The 20411-nt window shown below is 34.2% G+C and carries 11 protein-coding genes and 1 pseudogene; 8 read left to right on the top strand and 4 right to left on the bottom strand.

From position 1 onward, the window contains the following. From L6Q46_RS03870 to L6Q46_RS03855, 4 genes and pseudogenes are all read left to right on the top strand, one after another. Window positions 1-362 (top strand): annotated as a pseudogene (locus L6Q46_RS03870) (succinate dehydrogenase); the annotation flags it as partial. Between the two features lie 18 nt (window positions 363-380). Beyond that, on the top strand, window positions 381-2390 hold the full coding sequence (locus tag L6Q46_RS03865) for a fumarate reductase/succinate dehydrogenase flavoprotein subunit (protein ID WP_111566645.1): 2010 nt from the start codon (window positions 381-383) through the stop codon (window positions 2388-2390). 6 nt (window positions 2391-2396) lie between these two features. Next, on the top strand, window positions 2397-3158 hold the full coding sequence (locus tag L6Q46_RS03860) for a succinate dehydrogenase/fumarate reductase iron-sulfur subunit (protein ID WP_111566646.1): 762 nt from the start codon (window positions 2397-2399) through the stop codon (window positions 3156-3158). Between the two features lie 81 nt (window positions 3159-3239). After that, a complete protein-coding gene (locus L6Q46_RS03855) occupies window positions 3240-4004 on the top strand; it encodes a nitrilase family protein (RefSeq protein WP_291283204.1) in 765 nt (254 codons plus the stop codon). Here L6Q46_RS03855 and L6Q46_RS03850 read toward each other — a convergent pair. Then, on the bottom strand, window positions 4001-5602 hold the full coding sequence (locus L6Q46_RS03850; protein WP_291283203.1) for an Ig-like domain-containing protein: 1602 nt from the start codon (window positions 5600-5602) through the stop codon (window positions 4001-4003). The two genes, L6Q46_RS03855 and L6Q46_RS03850, sit on opposite strands and share 4 nt — an antisense overlap. Window positions 5603-5669: 67 nt before the next feature. Next, the gene (locus L6Q46_RS03845; protein WP_363315842.1) at window positions 5670-6161 is read right to left on the bottom strand and encodes a phosphoribosyltransferase family protein; all 492 of its coding nucleotides are present in this window, start codon (window positions 6159-6161) and stop codon (window positions 5670-5672) included. A 253-nt stretch (window positions 6162-6414) separates the two neighbouring features. Between L6Q46_RS03845 and L6Q46_RS03840 the strand changes: the two genes are divergently transcribed. After that, window positions 6415-7182, top strand: coding sequence for a hypothetical protein (locus L6Q46_RS03840; RefSeq protein ID WP_111566650.1), 768 nt, complete (start codon window positions 6415-6417; stop codon window positions 7180-7182). Between the two features lie 63 nt (window positions 7183-7245). After that, on the top strand, window positions 7246-8787 hold the full coding sequence (locus tag L6Q46_RS03835) for a glycine--tRNA ligase (RefSeq protein WP_291283201.1): 1542 nt from the start codon (window positions 7246-7248) through the stop codon (window positions 8785-8787). 118 nt (window positions 8788-8905) lie between these two features. Here L6Q46_RS03835 and thiL read toward each other — a convergent pair whose 3' ends face one another. Together thiL and L6Q46_RS03825 are read right to left on the bottom strand one after the other, a co-directional pair. Next, window positions 8906-9952: a thiamine-phosphate kinase gene (thiL, locus tag L6Q46_RS03830; protein WP_291283200.1), complete on the bottom strand. Its 1047-nt coding sequence runs from the start codon at window positions 9950-9952 to the stop codon at window positions 8906-8908. Between the two features lie 176 nt (window positions 9953-10128). Further along, window positions 10129-10563 carry a regulatory protein RecX gene (locus L6Q46_RS03825; RefSeq protein WP_291283199.1) on the bottom strand — a complete coding sequence of 145 codons (435 nt, stop codon included), beginning with the start codon at window positions 10561-10563 and terminating at the stop codon, window positions 10129-10131. Window positions 10564-10734: 171 nt separating this feature from the next. On the opposite strand from L6Q46_RS03825, the gene L6Q46_RS03820 reads away from it, so the two are divergent. Together L6Q46_RS03820 and L6Q46_RS03815 are read left to right on the top strand one after the other, a co-directional pair. Beyond that, entirely contained in the window at window positions 10735-16767 is a 6033-nt protein-coding gene (locus L6Q46_RS03820; protein WP_291283198.1) for a choice-of-anchor D domain-containing protein, read from the top strand. Window positions 16768-16886: 119 nt separating this feature from the next. After that, window positions 16887-20411: reprolysin-like metallopeptidase (locus L6Q46_RS03815; RefSeq protein ID WP_291283197.1), on the top strand; the 3525-nt coding region annotated here is incomplete at its 3' end.

Below are 20411 nucleotides of genomic sequence, written 5' to 3'. Positions count from 1 at the left end.
AAGATGGTGAAAAGCCAGATCCTATGAATATGATGCCAAAACAATTTGTTATCAAAAACAGAACTGAATTGCATTACAGTCAGGCAGATGTTAAAGCAGCTGATTTGTATAAAGATTTACACAAATTAACAGTTGATTTCTTTAAAGACCCTAAATTAGGTTTAGCTTTTACTGCTTTTTATGTTTTGTCAATGTTAGCTCTTGCATTTCACTTATGGCATGGTTTTCAAAGTGCTTTCCAATCTCTAGGGGTTAATAGTTCTAAATTAACGCCTGTAATTAAGTTTTTCGGAAAAGCATTCGCAATTATAGTTCCGCTATTATTTGCAATTATTCCTATTATCTTACACTTTAAAAAATAATCAACATCAGTATATATTATGAAGTTAGATTCTAAAATACCAGCTGGTCCATTAAAAGATAAATGGACCGATCATAAAAACCACTTGAAATTAGTTGCTCCAAATAATAGACCAAAAATCGATATTATTGTAGTAGGAACTGGTTTAGCAGGTGCTTCTGCTGCTGCTTCTCTTGGAGAAATGGGATATAATGTAAAAGCATTCTGTTTTCAAGATTCTCCTCGTCGTGCTCACTCAATTGCGGCTCAAGGAGGTATTAATGCAGCAAAAAATTATCAAAATGATGGTGATAGCGTTTACCGTCTTTTTTATGATACTATTAAAGGTGGTGACTACCGTGCGCGTGAAGCAAACGTTCACCGTTTAGCTGAAGTTTCGGGTAACATCATTGATCAATGTGTGGCACAAGGTGTTCCTTTTGCTCGCGAATATGGCGGAATGTTAGATAACCGTTCGTTTGGTGGAACGCAAGTACAACGTACTTTTTATGCTGCCGGACAAACAGGTCAACAATTATTATTAGGAGCGTATTCTGCTTTATCAAGACAAATCGGGTTAGGACGTGTAAAAATGTACAATCGTCATGAAATGTTAGATATTGTTAAAGTTGATGGAAAAGCTCGTGGAATTATCGCTCGTAACTTAATCACTGGAGAAATCGAAAGACATTCGGCTCACGCAGTTGTTATTGCTTCTGGAGGTTACGGAAACGTATATTTCCTTTCTACAAATGCAATGGGAAGTAATGTAACGGCTGGATGGAAAATCCACAAACAAGGAGCATTATTCGCTAATCCATGTTATGTACAAATTCACCCAACATGTATTCCTGTTCACGGAACAAATCAGTCAAAATTAACGTTGATGTCTGAATCGTTACGTAACTCAGGACGTATTTGGGTTCCAAAGAAAAAAGAAGATGCAGAAGCAATTAGAGCTGGGAAATTAAAACCAACTCAAATTGCTGAAGAAGATAGAGATTACTACTTAGAAAGAAGATATCCTGCGTTTGGAAACTTAGTTCCTCGTGACGTAGCTTCAAGAGCTGCAAAAGAGCGTTGTGATGCTGGTTACGGAATCGAAGCGAATGATACTAACGAGGGAGTTTACTTAGATTTCTCTACTGAAATTCAAACAAAAGGTAAACAAGCTGCTTACGCAAAAGGAAATCATAATCCAACCGCTGAAGAAATTACAGCTTTAGGAAAACAATGGTTAGAAGAGAAATATGGTAACTTGTTTACTATGTATCAAAAAATCACGGATGAGAATCCTTATGAAACACCAATGAAAATTTACCCAGCGGTTCACTATACAATGGGTGGTGTTTGGGTGGATTATAACTTACAATCTACAATTCCAGGTTGTTTCGTAGCGGGTGAGGCTAACTTCTCAGACCACGGAGCTAACCGTTTAGGAGCTTCGGCTTTAATGCAAGGTTTAGCAGATGGATATTTCGTTTTACCTTACACGATTTCTAACTATTTAGCTGATGAAATTAGAACTGGTAAAATCTCAACAGATTCTCCAGAATTCGCTGAAGCAGAAGCAAGAGTGAAAGATTCAATTAGCAAATTTTTAAACAACAACGGTTCTAAATCGGTTGACTATTTCCATAAAAAATTAGGTTTGATTATGTGGAATAAAGTAGGAATGGGAAGAAATGAAGCTGGTTTAAAAGAGGCTATTGCAGAAATTGCTCAATTAAAAGAAGATTTCTATAAAGATGTTTACGTTCCTGGAAGTGCAGACGAGTTAAATCCTGAGTTAGAAAAAGCATTAAGAGTTGCCGATTTCATCGAATTAGGTCAATTAATGGCAATGGATGCTTTACAACGTAAAGAATCTTGTGGAGGTCACTTCCGTGAAGAATATCAAGATGCTGAAGGTGAAACTTTACGTGATGACGAAAACTTCAAATTTGTTGGAGCTTGGGAATACAAAGGTGATGACATAAGCAAAGAAGAACTTCACAAAGAAGAATTGAAATACGAAGAAATTAAAATTGCAGCTAGAAATTACAAATAATAGATTATGAGTGCAGCAAAAAATATCAATATAAACCTTAAAATTTGGCGTCAAAAGAACGCTAGTTCAAAAGGTAGCATGGAAACTTATAAATTAGATAATGTTTCTACTGCAAGTTCATTTTTGGAAATGTTAGACCAATTAAACGAGCAATTAATTAACGAAAGAAAAGAGCCAGTAGCATTTGATCATGACTGTCGTGAAGGAATTTGCGGTATGTGTTCTTTATACATCAACGGGCGTGCTCACGGACCTGATACTGGAATTACAACGTGTCAGTTACACATGAGAATGTTCAACGATGGTGATACAATTTACATCGAACCTTGGAGAAGTAAAGCTTTCCCTGTTATTAAAGATTTAGTAGTAGATAGAACAGCTTTCGATAGAATTCAACAAGCTGGTGGTTTCGTATCGGTAAACACTTCTGGTAACACGATTGATGCTAATTCAATTCCTGTTCCTAAAGACGATGCAGACAAAGCGTTTGAAGCAGCAGCTTGTATTGGATGTGGAGCTTGTGTGGCAACTTGTAAAAATGGTTCTGCGATGTTATTCGTTGGAGCAAAAGTATCGCAATATGCTTTATTACCACAAGGTAAAGTAGAAGCTACACAACGTGTGTTAAACATGGTACGTCAAATGGACGAAGAAGGATTCGGAAATTGTACAAACACTGGAGCATGTGAAATCGAATGTCCAAAAGGAATTTCGTTAGAAAACATCGCTCGTATGAATAGAGAATTTTTAAAAGCTTCTGTGAAGTAATTCATTGAAACTTCAAAATAATAAAAACGCATTCATTTATTTGGATGCGTTTTTTTGTACTTTTAATAAAAATTTTATCCAATGAAAATCGCACTTTTTCAAACCAAATTAGCTTGGGAAAACCCAGAAATCAATCGAACATTCATCGAAGAATATTTTCTAAATGAAGACGAGTCATTTGATTTATTTGTTTTGCCTGAAATGTTTACTTCAGGTTTTACCATGAATCCATCTACTGTAGCTGAAACTATGGAAGGCGAAACAATGACTTGGTTAAAAGATTTATCGAAAAAAAAAACATGTGCCATTGCAGGAAGTTTAGTCATCAAAGAAAATGATAATTTTTACAACCGCATGGTTTTTGTTTTTCCATCTGGCGAAGTGCAGTTTTACAACAAAAGACACTTGTTTACTTTAGCTGGCGAGGAAAAAGTGTATACAAAAGGAACTGAAAAAGTAATCGTAAACTATAATAATTGGAACATTTGCCTACAAATTTGCTACGATTTACGTTTTCCAGTTTTTGCTAGAAACACTGAAAATTACGATTTGTTATTGTACGTTGCCAATTGGCCAAAACCACGAATTAACGCTTGGGATGCATTATTAAAAGCGCGTGCCATTGAAAATATATGTTATACCATTGGAGTTAATAGAATAGGAGAAGACGCTAATAAATTAGAATATCCTGGACACTCTCAAGCTTTTGATTATTTAGGTAATCAAATGGTGGATTGTGATGATGAGTTAGGTGTTTTTATCTTCGATTTAGATAAAAGTACTCAGAATGAAGCTAGAGCTAAATTCAATTTTCTAAACGATAAAGATGATTTTGAAATTCGCTAATCTAAGATAAAATCTTGTTCAACATCCCAGTTTGCCCTAACGTCAATCAGCTTTGGAAAATAGATGATTTCTTCGGCTTGTTTTTTAGCTAAGTAATTTCCAGTAGTCCATTCATTGTCTGAATTATCATCGTAAATAATTCTTATCGTATATAATTTAGGCTCTATAGTCTCAAAATAAATACTGGTTTCTTTTGTAGATGTGGCTTTGTATAAAACTTCGTTTTTGTCCATTAACTCAATAATGAATGGAAAGCGCTTATTATTTATTAAGTTTATCTTTAAATTTCCGTAATCTGCTAGCTGTTTGGTTGAAAAATTATATTTCAAACTGTCATTAGTAGTTTCATAAAAATCTTTAATGGCACCAGGTAGCAATTCCATCGTATATTTTTCATCTTCTTCTTTTTTGAAATCAAAAACAATTTCTTCTTCAAATTCAATAATTCTTGAAGTGAATTTAACGGCTACTGAATCTTTATTTCGCAATATAATTTTTGATTCATCAATAGAAGTTAAAGGTGTTTTTGATTTAAGTGTAAAAGAATCTCTGAAAGCTAAAATTCCTCCTGTTTTCTTTTCAATTGTAAGAGAATCTGATTCTTTTAAGTCTTTTAATTTTGCAATAAAGTTTTTAGAGTAAGTTCCATTGGTAATAGCGATTTCTAAGGAATCCATTTTTACATTTGGGAAGAAAATTTGTACCGAGTCTTTATTCTTTTCAGGATATTTCATTATTCTTATAGGAACTTCTTTATTGTTGTATTTGGTTGTGATTTTTGTATTTTTAAAATCACCTTCATATCCTAAAAAAAGCTTGTTATTGCTTTCTTGAGTAGGTTTGTCTGCTTTGAAAGGTTTTTTCTCTTGAAACAATTCCAACTCAAACATATCAGACGTTGGAATAGTAATAGGGAAATCTAAAAAACCAATTTTATCAATCGCAGGATTGTAAATATTGTTATTTGATTTGTCTTTCATGGCCACAATTTTGTAAGTACCTTCTTTTAAATTTTCTAAAGAAAATACTTTTAAACTGTCTAAAGTGTTTGTTATGTATAAAGGAGTTTCTTTATAAACCGTTGAATCGGTAAAAGTTTTCGCATCATATAGCATTACACTTACAAAATTATCTGGTTTTTGTTCGAATGCATCTTTTATTTTTCCAACAACAGTTAAAGAATCTACATAACTACCTGTAGAAAACACATATTTGAATTGCGAATACGGATTACCTTCATTGTTATCAGTAATACTTTGACCAAAATTAAAGCTATATGTTGTGTTAGGTTGTAATGTGTCTAAAATTTTAATTGAAATAAATTTGCTAGCACTTCCTTGTGGTACAATTACAGGTTGTTTTTTCATTGGAGGCGAAATAATCAATTGTTTGTTAATGTCTTTAACTTTGATTAATTCATCAAAAGAGATTTTAATTTCGTTTCCTTTAAAATTTGTTTTAAAATTTTCTGGTGAACTGTTAGTAATTGAAGGCGCTATAGTGTCTTTGGCACCACCGGTTATAGTTCCTCTTTTGGCACAATTGGTTAATAATAAAAGGCTTGCCAATAAAAAGGCTATGTTTTTTAATTTTGTCATCTTTTCAAATAATGGTGTTACAAAATAACAACTATAATTAGTGCAAACATACAATTTTTAGGAATTTTTATGAAAGAGTGTAGGCAATTGTGATGATACTAACTTTACTGTTTGGAATTTTTAACAAAGCTTTTGCACAGGCTTCCAAAGTAGCTCCAGAAGTTAAAACGTCGTCAATAAGTAAAAAGTGTTTGTTGGAATCAGCTTCGGTGAAATTTACATCAAATAAAGCATTGCTCACATCTTTCCTGCTTTCTTTGTCTTTTTTAGTTTGTGTTTTTGAATAACGACTTCTATATAGTAATGAATCGTTAAGAGGAATTTTTAGTTCTTCGGATAATGCTTCACAAAAAGTGATTACCTGATTGTAACCTCGTTCTTCTAATCTTTTTTTATGTAGCGGAACCGGAATTATTTCAGTAATGGTTTTAATTTGATTGACAGCTTCTAGATCTTTTGCATACCTTTTTCCTAGAAGTGTTCCAATTTCTTGATGATTTTTATATTTTAAGTTGTGAATTAAATTTTGTACAATACCTTTGTGGTGAAAATAGAGCATCGATGCGCTAAATTCAATTGGGACTATGCCATAAAATTTTTTTGTCGTATCATTGCTTTCCAAAAAATGATGTTTTGTATAAGGTAAGTTATGATTACATTCGCTACAAATAATAGTTTCATTATGAAGTAGCAATGAATTACAACCCAAACAAAGTTTTGGAAAAAGTAAGTTTATCAGATATTTTAGCATTTTATCGATTAATTATATCAATATTAACATTTTTGAATAAATTTATAAAAAAGTTTATAAAATGACACGTAGAAAGAACAAAATAACTAAAATTAGCATCTTGATTTTGATGCTGTTAACGTTGTTCTTTGGTGTGAAATATTATAAAACTTCAGACGATTTTAACAACTACATAGAAACTTCAGATTTAGAGAATAAAGTTTTAGAAAGTCAGTTAACTGAAATTCTACACAAGTATGATTCTTTAAGTGTGAAAAACAAAATCGATAGTTTAAGATTTGATGAGCAACTTAAATTAGTTCAATCTGGAAAAACCTCAAAACAAGTTTCTAGATTTAATTCAATTGAAGATTCTATAGTGTTTTTTGCTAAACAGCAACAAATTTCTAAAGAGATTACTTTAAAAACTAATGCTATTACTAGTCCAAAAGTAGTTAGTAAAACAGCTCAACTTACAGCCTTAAATGTTAACGCCAAAGGGGTTAAAATTTATTCTGATGCTTATAAAATGAGTGAAGCTAAAATTCAACAATTAAGAGTTTGTTTTACTTTAGAAGAAAACCAATTGATTAATTCTGGCAATAAAACTATTTATGTGCAAGTAGTTAATCCTAAAAATCAAATTATTTCTTCTGGAGATACTTCTGTAGAGTCGGATACCAATATCAAATTACAATACAGCGCATCTGTTAGTACTAATTATCAAAAGAAAGATACTGATGTTTGTACTTATGTAGATTTAGAAAAAAACAAGACTATTAAAGGTAAATACAAAATCAATATCTATCACGATTTTGTTAAAATTGGTACTGCAATTTTCGAATATTAATAATTCTTATTTTTATTCCTTAATTTCTTTTCTTTATTTCATTCCTATTTTTACTTTTGCACTATGGCAAAACAAGATGATATTTTCAAAAATGTAGTTTCGCATGCAAAAGAGTACGGATTTATATTTCCGTCTAGCGAAATTTACGACGGTTTAAGTGCGGTTTATGATTACGCACAAAATGGTGTGGAGTTAAAAAAGAACATCCGTGAATACTGGTGGCAATCTATGGTGCAAATGCACGAAAATATTGTAGGATTAGACGCTGCAATTTTAATGCATCCAACCACTTGGAAAGCTTCTGGACACGTTGATGCGTTTAACGATCCATTAATCGATAATAAAGATTCTAAAAAAAGATACCGTGCCGATGTTTTAATTGAGGATTATGCCGAAAAATTAAATCAAAAAGCACAAAAAGAAATCGACAAAGCACGTGAGCGTTTTGGGGCTTCATTTGATGAAGAACAATACAAAACAACGAATCCTCGTGTGATGGAATATTTGTCTAAAAAGAAAGAAATTCTGGAAAGAATGGCGCGTTCTTTAGAGACAGAAAACCTTGCCGATGTTAAAGCCTTAATCGAAGAATTAGAAATTGCTTGTCCGGAAAGTGGTTCAAAAAATTGGACAGATGTAAAGCAATTCAACTTAATGTTCGGGACCAAATTAGGTGCTTCTGCTGAAAACGCAATGGATTTATACCTTCGTCCAGAAACGGCTCAAGGTATTTTCGTAAACTTCTTAAACGTTCAAAAAACAGGTCGTATGAAAATCCCTTTTGGAATTGCTCAAACGGGTAAAGCGTTTAGAAACGAGATTGTTGCTAGACAATTTATCTTCCGTATGCGTGAGTTTGAACAAATGGAAATGCAGTTTTTCGTTAAACCAGGAGAAGAAATGAAATGGTACGAATACTGGAAAACTACACGTTTAAATTGGCATTTATCGCTTGGATTAGGGAAATCAAACTACCGTTTCCACGACCACGAGAAATTAGCGCATTATGCAAACGCTGCTGCAGATATCGAATTCAATTTCCCTTTCGGATTCAAAGAATTAGAAGGAATTCACTCGAGAACGGATTTCGATTTGAAAGCACACGAACAATTTTCAGGTAAAAAATTACAATATTTTGATAACGATACGAATTCAAACTACACGCCTTATGTGGTAGAAACTTCGGTTGGGTTAGACAGAATGTTTTTAGCGGTTTTCTCAAACTCACTACAAGAAGAAGTATTAGAAGATGGTTCTACAAGAACAGTTTTACGTTTACCTTCGGTATTAGCGCCAACAAAAGCAGCTGTTTTACCATTGGTTAAAAAAGACGGTTTACCAGAAGTAGCGCGTAAAATTATCGATGATTTAAAATGGGATTTCAACGTAGCGTATGATGAAAAAGACGCAGTTGGAAGACGTTACAGAAGACAAGATGCTCTTGGAACACCATTCTGTATTACTGTGGATCATCAAACATTAGAAGATGAAACGGTAACGATTCGTCACAGAGATTCAATGCAACAAGATAGAGTGAAGATTTCACAATTACGCGATATCATCAACAATGAAGTTTCGATGAGAAATTGGTTGATGAAAATGTAGTTGGAGGTACGAAATACAAAGTACGAAATACAAAGTAAAAAACCTCAAATTTCATTTGAAATTTGAGGTTTTTATTTTTAAAGTTATTTCTACTGCGACTGAATACTGCGACTGTAAACTACTCACTCAAAGCATTCCAGCCTCTTGCTTTCAATTCGATCTTCGTATTTGCTCTTGTGATTAAATGATTTCCTTCAGTAGCTGCGACCATGTGTCCGATTACGGTGAAATTTGGATTCCCTTTGATTTTATCAAAATCTTCCATTTTAATCGTGAAAAGTAATTCGTAATCTTCGCCACCGCTTAACGCTACTGTTGTGATGTCTAAATTAAATTCTTCACACACATTAATCAATTGTGGATCCACAGGAATTTTCTCTTCGTATAAATTGCAACCTACATTACTTTGTTTGCACAAATGTAAAATCTCCGACGATAAACCATCCGAAATATCAATCATAGCGGTTGGTTTAATTTCTAGTTTTTCTAGTAATTCTTTAATGTCGTTACGAGCTTCTGGTTTTAACTGACGCTCGATTAAATACGTATAATCATCTAAAACCGGTTGGTTGTTTGGATTTACTTGAAACACTTGTTTTTCGCGTTCCAACACTTGCAATCCCATGTAAGCTGCACCAATATCACCTGAAACTACTAATAAATCGTTTTCTTCTGCGCCATTTCTGTATACGATATCTTCTAAATTTGCTTCACCAATAGCGGTAATGCTAATAATTAATCCTTTTTGCGAAGAAGTTGTATCGCCACCAATGACATCTACATTGTAAATTTTAGAAGCTAACGTTATTCCTTCAAACAATTCTTCCAAAGCTTCCAAAGGAAAGCGATTCGAAACCGCTACCGAAACCGTAATTTGAGTAGGAGTTGCGTTCATCGCACAAATATCAGATACATTGGCAACAACAGCTTTGTATCCTAAGTGTTTTAACGGCATGTAAGCCAAATCAAAATGAACGCCTTCAACTAATAAATCGGTTGAAATTACCGCTTTTTTATCGCCAAAATTCAATACCGCGGCATCGTCACCAATGCTTTTTAGTGTTGATTCTTGATTGATAGTAAAGTTTTTAGTTAAGTGTTCAATTAAGCCAAATTCGCCTAATTGCGATAAACTGGTTCTTGATTGGTCTTTATTTTCTAACATGGATTATTTTTTTGCAAAAGTACGATTTTATTGTGATACAAATGTTTTAACGCAAAGTCACGCAAAGTTTTTTCGCAAAGTATCGCAAAGTTTTCTAAACCACATAAGGGATATAAGTAAATCTCTGTGAAACGCTGTGTTGACTTCGTGTGGCTCTGTGTAATAACTCCCCACTTCTAACTCCCAGCTTCCAATTCTTTTAGCTTCTCATAAATCAAACTCGTTTCATAGCCTTTACGAAGTAAGAAATCGACGAACTTTTTGTTCTTTTTTGGACCTTTTCGTTCGGTGATGTTGTTCCAATTTTTTTCAGCTAATTGATGAAAATTTTCTAAATACGTGGCTTCAGGAATTTCTTTTAAGGCAATTGTGATGATGCGAGAGGAGATATTTCGAAACTTCAATTCGTTCACAATGCGGTTTTTACCCCAAAATTTATAGTTGTGCTTGCCTCGAACAAAACTTTGTGCAAAACGTTCTTCGTTGATGAAATTATTTTCGATTAGATAAGTTAGAACTTCTTCTTTTTCAGAAGAATTAACCGAAAACGAATGTAATTTTTCTTCCACTTCTTTATAACAACGCTCTTGATACGCGCAGTAATATTCCATCTTAGAATAGATTTCTTTTAAGGAAAAAGTGGATTTATTAGTTTTCAATTCGTTAACAATTTAATAATGCAATAAATATTTCATAATCAAAAAATTATGATTTATCTTTGTTGGCTTTTTTTTTAGCAAAGAAGCATAATCAAACCAAATCTAATATTTTCATTCAAAGTTATGAAATTAAAATTACTTATTGTTGCGTTATTTTGCTCGGTTTTAGGGTGGGGACAGACTACATTAGCAAATTATAAATTTGAAAATAATTTAACAGTTGAAGCTGGAGCTATTGGTTCTCCTGTTCTAACATTTTCAATAGCACCAACTTACAATGCTGGTGTAACAGGTGTGGCTTTGAGTACAGGAACTGCTGCTAGTGCAAATGGTGCTTTTGTTGAAATCACAATCTCAACAACTGGTTATTCTGGTATAACAGTCAGTTGGGCAGGAAGAACGTCTAATGCAACAACACCAGGTAGTTGGGTTTTAACAGGAGATTCTGGTTCTGGTTATGGATCATCAATTTACACACAAAGTTTAACTACTTCATTTGTCAATACTGGTAATGTTGCATTGTCCTCAGCTTTTGATAATAATTCTTCAATTAAGTTAAGAATAACTTCAACAAATCCTTCCTTAAGAAATTTAAGGATAGATGATTTAATTATTAGTGGAACCCCAGCTTCCTCAAACACCATCACTACAACTACTCCAATTGTTGGTAGTCCGTTTTGTGTAACGGCTTCAGCTGGAGCATCGGTTTCAGTGCCTTTTACAAGTTCGGGAACTTTTACAAGTAATACATATACCGCACAATTATCAAACGCTGCAGGAAGTTTTGCTTCTCCAGTAAACATAGGAACACTTGTAAGTGATGCTAATAGTGGTACAATTTCGGCAACAATACCTGCAAATACTGCAACTGGAACGGGTTATTTAATTAGAGTTGTTTCTAACGGACCAGCAGTAACTGGTTCAAGTACGGCTGCTTTTACGATAAATTTAGCCGGTAATAGTATTGCGCCAGTAGCTACTCAAAATGTTTTTGAAAGCGCTAATGGAACTACACTTACAGTAACAGAAACATCAACGCCTTCTTCAAGACAATGGTATTATGCAACAGTTAGTGGCGGACCATATACTAATTTAATCGGGGGTGCAACAGGAGCTACTTATGTGCCTAATTTTGCTACTGCAGGAACTTATTATGTAGTTTGTGTTTCTACTTTTGCTTGTGGAGCTATTACTTCAAATCAAGTGCAAATTAATGTAACAGCTGCACCAACAGGTTGTACCGATTTGTTTATTTCAGAATATATCGAAGGAAGCGGTAATAATAAAGCAATTGAAATTTATAATCCAACAGCAGCACCAATTAATTTAGCTACTTACGATTTAGTTTATTATAGTAATGGAAGTGGAACTGTATCAGGAACGTTTGCATTATCAGGAACAATTCCTGCTTATGGTACTCATGTTGTGAGTAATTCAAGCGCTTCTGCTGCAATTTTAGCATTATCAAACCAAACAACAGCTGGTGTAGTCTTGACTTTTAATGGTGATGATGCTGTTGTTTTGAGAAAATCTAGTGTAAGTATCGATGTTATTGGACAAATAGGCACAGACCCAGGAGCGGAATGGGGTGCAGGAAATCAGTCAACAGCAGATAATACCTTAATAAGAAATTTTGCTATTCAAATAGGAGATGCTAATGGAGCAGATGCTTTTAATCCAGCAACAGAATGGACAGGTTTTGCAACGGATTATATTTCAGATTTAGGAACTCATGCTAACTCATGTGCGCCACCAATGCCTGAAATAAATGTACAAGGAAATTCAGTTACGATTCTTGATGGCGATACTACTCCAATTGTAGGTGATGATACTAATTTTGGTTCGGCTGACATTTCAGGTGGAACAATTGTAAAAACATTTACTATTCAGAATACAGGAACTGCTATTTTGAATATTGGTGCGATTTCGTTTACTGGTACTCATGGTACTAATTTCACAGTAACAACTCCGCCATCAGCAACTGTTGCTATTGGAGGTTCAACAACGTTCCAAGTAACATTTGATCCAACAATCGTAGGAGCTCATAACGCAGAGATATCAATTGTGAATGATGATGTAAATGAAAATCCATATAACTTTGCAATCACAGGAAATGGATTTGCAACGCCTAATATTGTGTTGAGTTCTTCTAATCCAGCCGTTGCTGCATCTAACATAACACAAGGAACTACAAATAACGTTATTTATGCATTTAATTTAGCAGTAACTAATGCTGACGCTACTTTAAATAATGTAGTTTTTAATACTTCGGGAAGTTATGCGGCTTCAAATATTACAAACTTTAAATTGTGGTATTCAACAGATGCGACTTTCAATAGTGCAACTGATACAACTTTAGATAACGAAACAGCTGCTTTAGGAGCTGGAGCACACACTTTTACTGGTTTTACAAGATTAATTACAAACGGTAGCACAGGATACTTTTTTATTACAACAGATATTCCATGTACTTCAACGGCTGGAAATACAATTGTTGTAGATGCCATTACAACAGCAGATTTAACATTTGTGTTAGGGAATAAATCGGGAACAGCTTTTGCTAGTGGAACACATACAATTCAAAGCGCTATTCCAAATAATGTAACAGGAGCAGTTACTTCTGTATGTGAAAATGGTACCGCAACAATTAGCTGGACAGCTCCGGCAGGTTGTAGCGATAATGTGTTAGTATTTGCTACTAACGGAACGTTTACTGCTGCAATTCCAACAGGGAATGGTGGTGCTTATACAGATAATGTTGTTTTTGGTTCAGGAACAGCTTTTGATGGAGGTTTTACTGTTTTTAAAGGAACGGGTACATCTGTAACTGTGACTGGATTGACAAATGGAACAACATATAGATTTAAAATTTTTACTAGAAACGATTTAAATTGGAGTAATGGTGTAGAAGTAACTTGTACACCAACTTTAGCATATTGTGCTTCAGGCGCTACTAATACAGCTGATTCTGAAATTGAAAATGTAACGTTAGTAGGATATTCTACTACGATTTCAAATAATACAACAAATGCTTGTACTACAGGTGTAAATAATTACACAGCCATGAGTGCTGATTTACAAGTTGGCGGAACTTATACGGTTGCGGTTGAATTTGGAGATTGTGATGGAGGAACGCAATATGATGGCGCAGGAGGAGTTTGGATTGATTGGAATAACGATGGTGATTTTCTTGATGCTAATGAAACTATTGGTACGGCTTTAGTTGCTGTTTCTGGAGGAAATGTAATTCAAAACTTTACAATTAATGTTCCAGGTGGTCAACCAATTGGAAATTATAGAATGAGAATTGTTCAAACAGAAGGTGGTACATTAGGAACAATCAATCCATGTGGAACGTTTGCTTATGGTTCAACAGAAGATTATACTGTTCAGGTTGTAAACGCTTGTATTCCTACTCATACGGTTACAACTTTTACGCCAACATCTGGTCCAGTAGGAACAGAAGTTACTATTAATGGTACTGGTTTAACAGGTGCAACAGTAGCTTTTTCAGGTATTAATGCAACAATTGTTTCTAATACCGGAACTCAAATGGTGGTTGTTATTCCTGCGGGTGCTACTACAGGAATGTTGTCTGTAAGAGATGCTCAACCTTGTGCTATTGATAATGTTTACACAATTATATCAAGTGATGTGACTTCATGTGAAGGAATTGCAGTTACTACAGATTTGATTATTTATGATATTCATGACGAAGAAACTGGTTCGGGAGGATTTATAACATTATACAATGGGACTGCTACTACTGTAGATTTAACAAATTATAGTATTTGGAGAACATCTGTTCATGATGATGGAAACGAAGTTGATTACGCTAATTTAACAGGAACAATTGCTCCAGGAGCTTTAGGAATACTAAAAGTTTCTGTAGGTAGTTGTGGACCAGCATCTACTAATGGAACAATAGACGGTGGATTTAACGAAAATGATGGTATTCAGTTAAGAAATGCTGCAGGAACTGTAGTTATTGATGATGTTGATACTTATCCAACAGCGCCAGGTTATTACATGGTTAGAAATGCAGGGGCGTTAAATGCAAGAGTATCTTACGTTGCTGCAGATTGGAGCGCTATTCCATTAGGTCCAGGAGTTTGTTTTCCAAGTGCAGGGTTAGTGCTTCCAAGTGGAGGAGCTACGCCTCCAACAGTTACTACTCATCCATCATACATTTCATCATGTGCTTCAACTTCTGCGGTATTAACTACAGCAGGTACTGAAGGTTTTGCTGGCGGAAATGCACTAACTTATCAGTGGTATTTTGCGGCACCTGGAAGCGCAACATGGACAGCTGTTGCAGATGGAGGAATTTACAGTGGTGCAACAACAGCGTCTTTAACTATTTCTTCGATTGTTGGAGTTATAGATTATCAATATTACTGTCAAATTAGAGAGAATACAGCTACTTGTTATACAGCGAGTAATGCAATAAAAATTACAGATTCGAGTGCGACAACTTGGAATGGAGCAACATGGTCTAATGGTACTCCAGATGTAAGTAAATTAGCTATTATAAACGGGAACTACGATACCACAACTCACGGTGATTTTGAGTGTTGTAGTTTGTTAGTAAATGCAACTTTTACATTAAATATTCAAGCCGATGATTATGTGTTAATTCAAAATGATTTAACTGTTAACGGAACACTTAATGTGTTAAACGACGGTTCTTTAGTTCAGGTAAATGATTTAGGAGTAAATACAGGTAATATTTCATATCAAAGAATTGCTTCTGTAAAACTTCAAGATTACGTGTACTGGTCTTCTCCTGTTAGCGGTTTTGATGTAAATAGCATTTCACCTTTAACACCTGCTTATTATCATTGGCAATGGAATCCAACTATTTTGAATCCAAATGGTGGAGAAGGAAATTGGGTAAATGCTTCTACAACAATGTTAGGAGGTAAAGGATATATCGTGAGAGCGCCAAGTGGATTTAGTAATACTGTAAATCAAAACTGGACGGCTACTTTTAATAATGGTGTTGCTAATAATGGAGTTTATACACCTACAATTGCTAGAGGGTCAGATTTAAATGCAGGAACCGCGGGTCCAAATGGTGTAATGAGAACCGTTAATGATGATAACTGGAATTTACTAGGAAATCCATATCCATCAGCTATTAGTATTGGTGCGTTTTTAACTGCAAATACTCAATTAGATGGTTTTGTGAGATTATGGACACATGGAACACTTCCAACGTCTTCTGTAGATCCTTTTTACAATAATTTTACCTATAATTATTCTGCTTCAGATTATATTGCAATTAATGGAGCAGGAGCTACAAGTGGTCCAGGAACTTTAAGTGTTATTGGAGCAGGGCAAGGATTTTTTGTTTTAATGGATCCAGGTGCTGCTACTACAACAACTGCTACATTTAATAATGCAATGCGTAATATTGGATATTCTAATAATCAATTTTACAGAAGTGCTAATGTTGTGAATTCAGCACCAGGTGGAAATATCGAAAGACATAGAATTTGGTTAGATTTAGTAAGTCCAACAAATCAAACTACGAGAACATTAGTTGCTTATGTTGAAGGCGCAACAGAAGGAAAAGACAGAATGTTTGATGCTTTAACAGATTATAAAAGTGCTCAAAATTTTTATTCTTTGATTGATGATCAAGTAATGACCATTCAAGGAAAAGGATTGCCGTTCTATCAAGAAGATAAAGTTCCTTTAGGAATTAAAATAGCTTCAAATGGAATTTATAAAATTGCAATTGGAGCAATAGATGGACTTTTTGAACAAGGACAAAACATCTATTTAGAAGATAAATTATTAGGAATTATACACAATTTAAGACAAGCTCCTTATTCATTTACAGGAACTTCAGGTGTTGTAAATAATAGATTTGTTTTAAGGTATACAAATGAAACTTTAGGTAGCGAAGACTTTGAAACACTTGACAATTCTGTTTTTGTTATTGGTGGAGATAATTTATCAGTAACATCAACAAAAGAGTCAATAAAGGATGTTATGGTTTATGATGTTTTAGGTAGATTAATAAAAAATAAGCAAAATGTGAATTCATTTAATGTTTCGTTAAGTGAAATTATTAAGACAAACAGTGCTTTAATTATATATGTTACTTTAGAAAATGGTAAACAAATAATTAGAAAGGTTTTATACTAATAACTAAGGGTATTCTAACAAAAAAAACTAGCTACTAAATAGCTAGTTTTTTTTGTTTATTTTTTAGAATATCTAATATTTTTTGTTAAGTTTGTTCTCTAACCCCAATTTATTATAATATGAAAAAAAGAATACTTATTTTTTCATTGCTCTTTTGTGCTTTTTTTGCTGGTGCTCAAGATAAAAAAGCTTGGAAAGAAGTTGATAATTCCCTTGAGTTTATCCAAAGTAAACTAAGAAGAGAAGTTTTACCTACTCAGTACAAACTGTTTACTTTTGATTACGACAAATTCAAATCGCAATTAGTTAATGTTCCTGTTCGAGGAGAGTTCACAGGTATTTCAAATGTAATTGTTTCTTTTCCAATGCCAAATGGTATAGTAGAAGATTTTAGAATTATCGAAGCATCTACTTTTGAAAAAAGTTTACAAAGTCAATTTCCTGAAATTAGATCGTATGCCGGTCAAGGTGTAAATGATCCTTCAAATGTAATTCGTTTTAGTGTTTCGCCTTATAATGGTGTAAGTGCTTTAATTCGTTCAGGTTCAAATGGGACAACTTACATTGTTGATCCAATTTCAATGGATTACAAAACCGTTATAGTTTTTGATAGAGTTCATTCTAAAAAAGAATCTGATTTTATATGTACTACTGAAGATGCAGTACAGCAATTTGGGCAGGTTTTAAATCGCCCATCGGATGGAAATGTTGTTTTAAATAATGCAGATGACGGTGTGTTAAGAAGTTTTAGAATGGCACAATCGTGTACTGCAGAATATTCAAATTATTTTGGAGCAACTTCTGCAGCGCAAGTTAATTTAGTTTTGGCAGCATTCAACACAACGTATACAAGGGTAAATGCTGTGTTTGAAATGGATTTTAATGCAACAATGGTTTTAATTGCCAATACTGCAAACGTAATTTATTATAATACTGCAACAGATCCTTATTCTGATGCCGCTAATTTAGCTAACTGGAATAATGAGTTAGGTGCAACATTACAATCTGTTATTGGTAATTCAAATTACGACATTGGACATCTTTTTGGAGCTACTGGTGGTGGTGGAAATGCTGGGTGTATCGGATGTGTTTGTTCAACTGATAATTCAAAAGGAAGAGGTTATACTTCGCCCTCTAACGGAATACCAGAAGGAGATTTTTTTGACATCGATTATGTAGCACATGAAATCGGACATCAATTAGGAGGTAACCATACGTTTTCTCATAGTACTGAAAATAATGCTGTAAATATGGAACCTGGTTCTGGAGTAACTATTATGGGATATGCTGGAATTACAGGAGCTACAGATGTTGCTGCACATTCAATTCCAATTTTTCACGCAGGTTCAATTCAGCAAATTACTAATAATATTAAAGGAAAAAGTTGTCCTACATTGCTAAATACGGGTAATGCGGTACCAGTTCCTTCGGCTCCAGCTACAAAAACATTACCTATTGGTACTGCTTTTAAATTAACAGGAACTGCAACAGATGCAAATGCAGGAGATGTTTTATCGTACTGTTGGGAACAAGTTAACGATGCAACAACTGTTGGAGCTGCAGCATCTTATCCTTCGGGAACAAAAACAGATGGAGCTAATTTTCGTTCTTTTATGCCAAAAAATAATGGTACAAGATATTTCCCAAGATTAGAAGATCACGTTGCAAATGGTGTTAACGGAAATCAATGGGAAATTATTCCAACAATAAATAGAACATTAAATTTTAGAATGACGGTTCGAGATAACAGACCGGGTGGAGGAAATAATGAAAGTGCTAATACTGCGGTTACTTTTGATGCTACTAAAGGCCCTTTCCTTATTACTTCTCAAAATACAGCCGGAATTAGTTATACACAAGGTTCAACTCAAACAGTTACTTGGTCAGTTAATGCTACCAATACTATGACTGGCGCAGCAAACGTAAACATTAAGCTTTCAACAGATGGCGGACAAACCTATCCGATAATTTTAGCTGCAAATACTGCTAATGATGGAACTCAAACGGTTACTATTCCTAATGTTTCTGCTCCATTCTGTAGAATTTTAATTGAGCCAACTGCAAATGATTTTTATGCCATTAACTCGCAAAATTTTGCTATTGGTTATACTGTAAATGATGTTTGTAATACCTATACAAGAACACTAACTACAGGAAATGTTATCACGGCTCAAAACCCTCTTGCTTATCAGAATTTTTCATTGAATGTTCCTGATAATGTTGTGATTACAGATGTAAATGTTACTTCAAATGTAACACATGCAAGAAGAAATCAGGTATATGCTGCTATTAATAGTCCAGCTGGAACATTTGTTCAATTATTTACTGATGGAGGTTGTTCTAATGCAATTTCTGATTTATCGGGAACTTGGGACAGTCAATCTGGAACAGCTGCTGGATGTGGTGCAGATAATAACTTTGGTACAATGAGACCAACAGGTGATTTAAATACTTTAAACGGACAAAGTTCATTAGGAAACTGGTTCTTTAGAGTTGCCGATGTTACTGCCGATGCAAGAGATGGTGTACTTAATAGTTTTTCAATTCAAATTTGTTACAAACAGATTGTAGAATCTCCAAATGCTTGTGGTGTAATTACTACTACTTGGAATGGAACTACTTGGTCAAACGGAACACCACTGAAAAATGTAGTGGCAATTTTTAATGGTAATTATTCATCAACGGCTGACTTAGAAGCGTGTTCGGTTATTGTAAATAGTGGTTTTAATGTTGTGTTTAATCCAGGACATACCTTAATTGTTGGTAACGAAGTTACGGTTAACGGGACAGGAACATTAACTATTGAAAATAATGCTGCATTACGTCAAATAACAGAACAAGCAATCAATGTAGGAAATATTATTGTTAAAAGAAGTTCTACACCAATGATTCGTCAAGATTATACGGCTTGGTCTTCACCAGTTGCCGGACAACAATTATTGGCATTCTCGCCTAATACAGTTACTACTCGTTTTTATGAGTATTTGTACACAGGAACAACAACTCCTACGGCTTATCAATCAATAACGCCTACAAATAATTTTGTTTCGGGTAAAGGGTATATGATTCGTGTAGATAATAATTGGTCATCTATTACTCCAGCACCTTATAACGGACAATTTACGGGAGTTCCATTTAATGGAGATTTATCAGTAAATTTAGGAAGAGGTTTTAATTTAATTGGAAATCCTTACGCATCACCTATTAATGCAGATAGATTCTTAAATGACAACGAAACAACAGTTGGAGCCTTATATTTCTGGACACATTCAGTTGCTGCAAGTGGAGGTGTTTATCCAGTTAATAATTATGCAAGTTATACTAAATTAGGAGGAACTGCAGCTGCAGCTGGCGGACCAGTGCCTAATGGAACTATTCAAACGGGTCAAGGTTTTTATGTAAGAGCTTATGATTTTGGTACTGCATTGTTTTCTAATTTTCAAAGAGTTAATGCTTCAGTTTCTACACAGTTTTACAGAACTTCAGAAGCAACAACTTCTGTGACTGAAAAACATAGAATTTGGTTAAACTTAAACGATGCGAATGTTTCTTATAATCAAATGTTAGTGGGTTATACTGAAGGAGCAACTTCAGGATTTGATATTGCAATAGACGGTAGAATTTTAGATGATTCTAAACCAAAT

This window comes from Flavobacterium sp., assembly GCF_023151265.1.
Lineage (GTDB): Bacteria > Bacteroidota > Bacteroidia > Flavobacteriales > Flavobacteriaceae > Flavobacterium.
The sequence above is the reverse complement of the archived record's forward strand: the minus strand, read 5'-3'. Positions and strand labels throughout refer to the sequence as shown.

What these genes read in the sequence shown, in the direction of transcription:
- L6Q46_RS03820 (WP_291283198.1), top strand. Translation starts at nt 10,735, where the DNA reads ATGAAATTAAAATTACTTATTGTTGCGTTATTTTGCTCGGTTTTAGGG.
- L6Q46_RS03865 (WP_111566645.1), top strand. Translation starts at nt 381, where the DNA reads ATGAAGTTAGATTCTAAAATACCAGCTGGTCCATTAAAAGATAAATGG.
- L6Q46_RS03840 (WP_111566650.1), top strand. Translation starts at nt 6,415, where the DNA reads ATGACACGTAGAAAGAACAAAATAACTAAAATTAGCATCTTGATTTTG.
- thiL (WP_291283200.1), bottom strand. Translation starts at nt 9,952, where the DNA reads ATGTTAGAAAATAAAGACCAATCAAGAACCAGTTTATCGCAATTAGGC.
- L6Q46_RS03825 (WP_291283199.1), bottom strand. Translation starts at nt 10,563, where the DNA reads ATGGAATATTACTGCGCGTATCAAGAGCGTTGTTATAAAGAAGTGGAA.
- L6Q46_RS03845 (WP_363315842.1), bottom strand. Translation starts at nt 6,161, where the DNA reads ATGCTCTATTTTCACCACAAAGGTATTGTACAAAATTTAATTCACAAC.
- L6Q46_RS03835 (WP_291283201.1), top strand. Translation starts at nt 7,246, where the DNA reads ATGGCAAAACAAGATGATATTTTCAAAAATGTAGTTTCGCATGCAAAA.
- L6Q46_RS03860 (WP_111566646.1), top strand. Translation starts at nt 2,397, where the DNA reads ATGAGTGCAGCAAAAAATATCAATATAAACCTTAAAATTTGGCGTCAA.
- L6Q46_RS03855 (WP_291283204.1), top strand. Translation starts at nt 3,240, where the DNA reads ATGAAAATCGCACTTTTTCAAACCAAATTAGCTTGGGAAAACCCAGAA.
- L6Q46_RS03850 (WP_291283203.1), bottom strand. Translation starts at nt 5,602, where the DNA reads ATGACAAAATTAAAAAACATAGCCTTTTTATTGGCAAGCCTTTTATTA.